Origin of the sequence: Nitrosomonas sp. Nm166, from assembly GCF_900112825.1 — a bacterium.
In the GTDB taxonomy this organism is placed as follows: Bacteria; Pseudomonadota; Gammaproteobacteria; order Burkholderiales; family Nitrosomonadaceae; genus Nitrosomonas.
The window spans coordinates 1-5,649 of sequence record NZ_FONE01000080.1; the positions used below are offsets into that span (position 1 = coordinate 1).

Sequence of the window (5,649 nt, forward strand, 5' to 3'; positions counted from 1 at the left end):
GCTCGTCACCAGGGTGCGCAGGAACATGAAAAACAGGTTGTTGCCGCTATTTGACAAACTCTTGTTGCGTAAACGCTCGATCATTGAGCCTGTCAGCGATCAACTGAAAAACATCTCGCAAATTGAGCATTCTTGTCATCGTAGCCGATTTAACTTCTTTGTTAATCTGATAGCCGGGCTGGCAGCTTACACATTCCGCGAGAAGAAACCCTCCCTTGATATCAGATCCTCACAAGCTCTTCCAGTCGTACTGATGTGATCCTTATGTCGAACTCACGTTATTTGTAAGTAATTGTTCATACAAATAAAAAGCCGACGCGTCATAACGTCGGCTTTTTTGTAACCAGAACGACTTATTTCAATGTCAGAATAAATTCAGCTAACGCTTTAGCGTTTTCATCGCTCACGTTAGTATTGGGTGGCATTGGAATTGGGCCCCAGACACCATTGCTTCCACCTTTGATTTTTCCTGCTAAGTATGTAGCAGCATCAGGTTGGTCTGCATATTTGGCAGCAATATCTTTCAAGCTTGGACCCACCAGCTTAGTATCAACATTATGGCAATTCATACAACCACTACTTTTAGCAAGATCTGCGCTTGCTTGTGCAACACCGGCTAATAATAAGGCTGATGCAGCAACTGCTCCTATTAATACTTTTTTCATATTTTTTCCTTATTAAAATTATAAAAGGGCTGTCATTCTACCCTGAACTTCACAGACATGCAGCAAATCCTGCAAATTTGTTATTTCCGGCATGCAACCTGTCGCCGTACATATCCAGGCACTTACAGAACCAACTGCCACCTCAGATGATACTGCTTTCCTGAGACTAAATGGCAAATTAATTAGTTCCAGCGGGATTGCTAAAATCAGTATGGATGGATATCGATGCTGCAAGATACGCTGCCATTCCATCAGATCGGGCGGCTCGCCACGTAAAATGATCATTATCGGTGGGTGCAGCATTTCATCCAACGCCGTCAATAAACTGCAATATCCTCTAAACTGAGTGGACATCGCAGGATAAAACAGGCTAATTGTTTTTTCTGCAGATTGCATGTATCGAGGCTCACTTAATATATGACCCAATCGCTGCAATACGAGTGCCGCCGTGCCATTTCCTGATGCCATAGCATTATCATAAACAGGCTTCGGACGATGGATTAACTGCTCATGATCATGGCTCGTAAAAAAGAAACCGCCGATTTCTTTGTCTTCGAATTGGTTCAACAATACTTCTGCCAATGCAGTGGCAAATTCCAGATCGGTCAGCCGAAACTCTGTTTGCATCAATTCCAGTAAGCCATCCAGCAGAAACACATAATCATCCAGATAGGCATTGAGATGTGCTTTGCCGTCTTTATACGTCGCCAATAAATGATCACTTCTCCATAATGTTGTACGAATAAAATCTATCGCGCGCTGTGCTGATTTCACCCAAGCCTGCTGACCAAATATCCGCCCGGAAATAGCCATTCCTTTGATCATCAAGCCATTCCAGCTCACCAGGATTTTTTCATCGCGCCCGGGACGAATACGCTGTGCACGAACTGCTTGTAATTTACTACGCGCAGACGATAATCTTTGCTGCGCCAAATCCAGACTGATGCCAACATGCTGTGCAATTTCTTCCAGCGATGCTGTAATTTCCAGGTGCCATAGCTTTTGCTCAAAATTGGGCGCCTGTGATAAACCATAATAGGGCGCAACCACTTCAAATTCTTCTGAAGACAAAATCCGCGCAATCTGATCACGATCCCAGACATAGAATTTGCCTTCCTCATGTTCCGAATCAGCATCCAGCGTGGAATAATAGCCGCCTTCTTCGCTTTTGTCGGATTGCATTTCCCGCATCACCCACTGCGCGGTATCTTCGACAATCTGCTGAAAAAGTGGCTTCTTCGTGGCCAGCCAGACAGTAGTATAAAGCTGAAGCAAGGGTCCATTGTCATACAGCATTTTTTCAAAATGCGGAATGCGCCAGTAAGTATCGGTACTATAGCGATAAAACCCGCCGCCCAGTTGGTCATAAATACCCCCTCTAGCCATTTGTTCCAACGTAAAAGTGGTCATCTGTAGAGCTTTGGCGCGTTGCGTTCTGAAATACTGCTGCAAACAAAATGAGAGTTCAGCAGGATGTAGAAATTTGGGAGCCTCTCCAAAACCGCCATAAACTGGATCAAACAATTCTTCCAACTGCATAATTGCTTGTGTTAATAACGGCTCGGAGAATTTCACAGTTGATGATTTTCTGTTTGGCAATGTTTCATGCATCAATTCCAGCAATACCCTGCCCTGCTTCTCGATATCTTGACTGCGCGTGTAATAGGCTTCAGCAACACGTGACAGTAAGTCTATAAAACCCGGCAATCCATAACGCGATTCGAGCGGAAAATAAGTGCCGCCAAAATAAGGCTTTTGTTCAGGAGTTAGAAACATCGTCAGCGGCCAGCCACCATTACGTTGATTCAAAATGTAATGTGCAGTTTGATAGATCTGATCAATATCCGGACGTTCTTCTCGATCTACCTTAATGTTGATGAAAAGCTGATTCATTGTTGCGGCCACTTCCGCATTCTCAAACGATTCATGCGCCATCACATGGCACCAGTGACAGGCCGAATAGCCGATCGAAAGTAAAATGGGTTTATTTTGTGTGCGCGCCAAATTAAGTGCTTCTTCGCCCCATGGATACCAGTCCACCGGATTGTCTGCATGTTGCAGCAAATAAGGACTGGTTTCGTTGCGAAGATGATTAGCCATCAGCGAGGTCAGGAATTACGCAGAATTAATCAGTGATTGCGCCAGCACTGGCACTGGATACCAGCTTAGCATATTTGGCCAGCACGCCGCGAGAATAACGCGGTTGCGGAGGTTGCCATGCTGCGCGTCGCTGCGCCAGAATTTCATCCGGAACATTCAATTGCAACAAGCGCTGTTCAGCATCAATGGTGATTGAATCACCTTCCTGCACCAGCGCAATATTTCCACCAACGAAAGCTTCCGGTGCGACATGCCCGACCACCATGCCATAAGTACCACCGGAGAAACGACCATCAGTAATCAATCCGACGGAATCCCCCAGACCTTCGCCAATCAGGGCTGACGTAGGAGAAAGCATTTCCCGCATACCCGGACCACCCTTGGGTCCTTCATAACGAATCACCACCACATCACCAGGCTGGATTTTGCGTGCCAGAATCGCCGCCATGCAAGTTTCTTCTGATTCAAATACCCGCGCAGAGCCGGTGATTTTAGGATTCTTGATACCGGAAATTTTTGCCACACAACCTTCAGTCGATAGGTTGCCCTTCAAAATCGCCAGATGCCCCTGTGCATACATCGGGTTATCCCATTGGCGGATCACATTCTGATCCGAGCGCGGCGCATCTGGAATATCCTGCAATACTTCTGCAATAGTTTGCCCGCTGATCGTGATGCAATCCCCATACAACAGGCCCTGATTCAGCAGCATTTTCATCACTTGCGGAATACCGCCGGCACGATGCAAATCGGCGGTCACATAGCGACCTGAAGGCTTCAGATCGCACAATACTGGCACTTTACCGCGTATTTGCTCAAAATCATCAATGCTCAACGGAACTTTCGCCGCATGAGCAATCGCCAGAAAATGCAGTACTGCATTGGTGGAGCCTCCTACGGCCATAATCACTGCGATAGCGTTCTCGACCGATTTGCGAGTAATGATGTCACGCGGTAATAACTGTTTCCTGATGGCACTGACCAATACCTCGGCGGATTGGCCGGCGCTGACCAACTTTTCATCATCTTCCGCTGACATGGTTGAAGAATACGGCAGGCTCATACCCATGGCTTCAAAAGCGGATGACATGGTGTTGGCGGTAAACATGCCGCCGCAAGAACCAGCACCGGGGCAGGCATGACGTTCCACCTGCAGCAGTTCTTCGTCGTCAATTTTGTGCGCACTGTGCTGACCCACTGCTTCAAATGCGCTGACAATAGTCAAATCCTGCCCTTTATAGTGGCCCGGCTTGATCGTGCCGCCATACACAAAAATCGCCGGTACATTCATGCGTGCAATCGCGATCATCGCTCCTGGCATATTCTTGTCGCAGCCACCGATAGCGATTACTCCATCCATGCTTTCTGCCTGCACACAGGTTTCAATCGAATCAGCGATGACTTCGCGCGAAACCAGAGAGTATTTCATGCCTTCCGTACCCATCGAGATCCCATCCGACACCGTAATGGTGCCGAACATCTGCGGCATTGCACCCGCTTGTTTCAATGCAGCTTCCGCTTTTAACGAAAGCTCGTTCAAGCCTTTATTGCACGGTGTAATGGTGGAATAGCCATTGGCCACGCCCACAATGGGCTTGTTGAAATCCCCATCGTTAAATCCCACGGCGCGTAACATCGCGCGGTTAGGGGTACGTTGCGCACCCTGGGTAATGGCCTGGCTCCTTTTATTGTCTGGCATGCTTGCTCCTGAATAAGATAAAAATACAATTTATGACAAGGCGTACGATTATCACAAACGCACTTGGTATAATAGCCGGCATTTTACCGTAAATAAGGCCGAAGCTATGCTCGTTCATCCCCAAATTGATCCAGTTGCCATTTCCGTGGGACCACTCTCCGTGCATTGGTATGGATTGATGTATCTGATCGGTTTTGTGCTATTTATCCTGTTAGGGCGCTATCGCATCAAACATCATCCGCATATTACCTTTACTTATGAAATGCTGGACGATGCGCTGTTCTACGGCATGCTCGGCGTGATTCTGGGTGGACGCCTGGGGCATGTACTGTTCTATCAATTCAGTTATTACCTGGAGCATCCACTGCACATTTTTGCCATCTGGGAAGGTGGTATGTCTTTCCATGGCGGACTCCTCGGTGTCCTCATCGCCATGCTACTGGTTGCGCGTAAACACCATCTGAAATGGCTATCAGTAACTGATTTCATTGCACCGCTGGTTCCTTTAGGACTCGGAGCTGGTCGAATAGGAAATTTCATCAATGCCGAATTATGGGGACGTCCCACCGATGTTCCATGGGGTATGGTTTTTCCGTATGTCGACGAACTTCCCCGCCATCCGTCTCAGCTCTATCAATTTGCACTTGAAGGTATGGTATTTTTTCTCTTTCTCTGGATTTATTCTTCCAAGCCACGCCCAACAGGTGCAGTGAGCGGCATGTTCCTGATCGGTTATGGTATCCTACGTTCATTCGCAGAATTCTTCCGCGAACCGGAAGATGGATTTATGGGCATATTGACTTTAGGAATGACTATGGGTCAATGGCTCTCGATTCCAATGATCTTAGTGGGAATGGGGATATTGATCTGGTCAAAACGTCAAATAAATACCCCACAGAGTAATGTACGCAAGCGTAAGAAATATTAAAATTTTAATAAGTTTTTTGGGCTATTGGACAGTAAAAACGCTACACCACTACTTATTTCCATCAATTTACATTATTAGTCTACACGGTGTGTAATTGATGGATTCCAAGCATAAATACTATCGACGGCTTGAGCAAGGTGCTGTTCTTGTTCAGAAAACTAGCGCCACCCGTAAGGCATCAGTCAAGCAGCAAGCGATGGGTTTGTATTTGATGCGCAGCCAATGATGCTGACAAATCTCCATTCACGACGCTGGCA

Annotated in this window: 6 protein-coding genes; 3 read left to right on the plus strand and 3 right to left on the minus strand. The window is 46.8% G+C overall.

Translation table 11 applies throughout. The features are described from left to right. A partial coding sequence (locus BM021_RS14405) for a transposase (protein WP_218147881.1) occupies positions 1 to 259 on the plus strand: 259 nt, incomplete at its 5' end. A 94-nt stretch (positions 260 to 353) separates the two neighbouring features. On the opposite strand, the gene BM021_RS14410 is transcribed toward BM021_RS14405, so the two are convergent. Genes BM021_RS14410 through ilvD form a run of 3 tightly spaced genes read right to left on the minus strand, consistent with a single transcriptional unit; the run spans position 354 to position 4,464 of the window. Continuing rightward, positions 354 to 665 (minus strand): c-type cytochrome, encoded by a 312-nt coding sequence (locus BM021_RS14410; RefSeq protein ID WP_090721687.1) that lies wholly within the window; start codon positions 663 to 665, stop codon positions 354 to 356. An 18-nt stretch (positions 666 to 683) separates the two neighbouring features. Further along, entirely contained in the window at positions 684 to 2,765 is a 2,082-nt protein-coding gene (locus tag BM021_RS14415) for a thioredoxin domain-containing protein (protein WP_090721688.1), read from the minus strand. Between the two features lie 25 nt (positions 2,766 to 2,790). Continuing rightward, positions 2,791 to 4,464: a dihydroxy-acid dehydratase gene (gene ilvD, locus BM021_RS14420; RefSeq protein WP_090721689.1), complete on the minus strand. Its 1,674-nt coding sequence runs from the start codon at positions 4,462 to 4,464 to the stop codon at positions 2,791 to 2,793. A 106-nt stretch (positions 4,465 to 4,570) separates the two neighbouring features. Here ilvD and lgt point away from each other — a divergent pair, with 106 nt between their 5' ends. Beyond that, positions 4,571 to 5,392 (plus strand): prolipoprotein diacylglyceryl transferase, encoded by an 822-nt coding sequence (gene lgt / locus BM021_RS14425; protein WP_090721690.1) that lies wholly within the window; start codon positions 4,571 to 4,573, stop codon positions 5,390 to 5,392. 97 nt (positions 5,393 to 5,489) lie between these two features. Then, positions 5,490 to 5,618: a hypothetical protein gene (locus BM021_RS16370; RefSeq protein ID WP_256207952.1), complete on the plus strand. Its 129-nt coding sequence runs from the start codon at positions 5,490 to 5,492 to the stop codon at positions 5,616 to 5,618. Positions 5,619 to 5,649: the final 31 nt, after the last annotated feature.

Bases quoted from the DNA above. Each gene is read 5' to 3' on its own strand.
- BM021_RS14410 (WP_090721687.1), bottom strand. From the start codon at position 665: ATGAAAAAAGTATTAATAGGAGCAGTTGCTGCATCAGCCTTATTATTA.
- BM021_RS14415 (WP_090721688.1), bottom strand. From the start codon at position 2,765: ATGGCTAATCATCTTCGCAACGAAACCAGTCCTTATTTGCTGCAACAT.
- ilvD (WP_090721689.1), bottom strand. From the start codon at position 4,464: ATGCCAGACAATAAAAGGAGCCAGGCCATTACCCAGGGTGCGCAACGT.
- lgt (WP_090721690.1), top strand. From the start codon at position 4,571: ATGCTCGTTCATCCCCAAATTGATCCAGTTGCCATTTCCGTGGGACCA.
- BM021_RS16370 (WP_256207952.1), top strand. From the start codon at position 5,490: ATGGATTCCAAGCATAAATACTATCGACGGCTTGAGCAAGGTGCTGTT.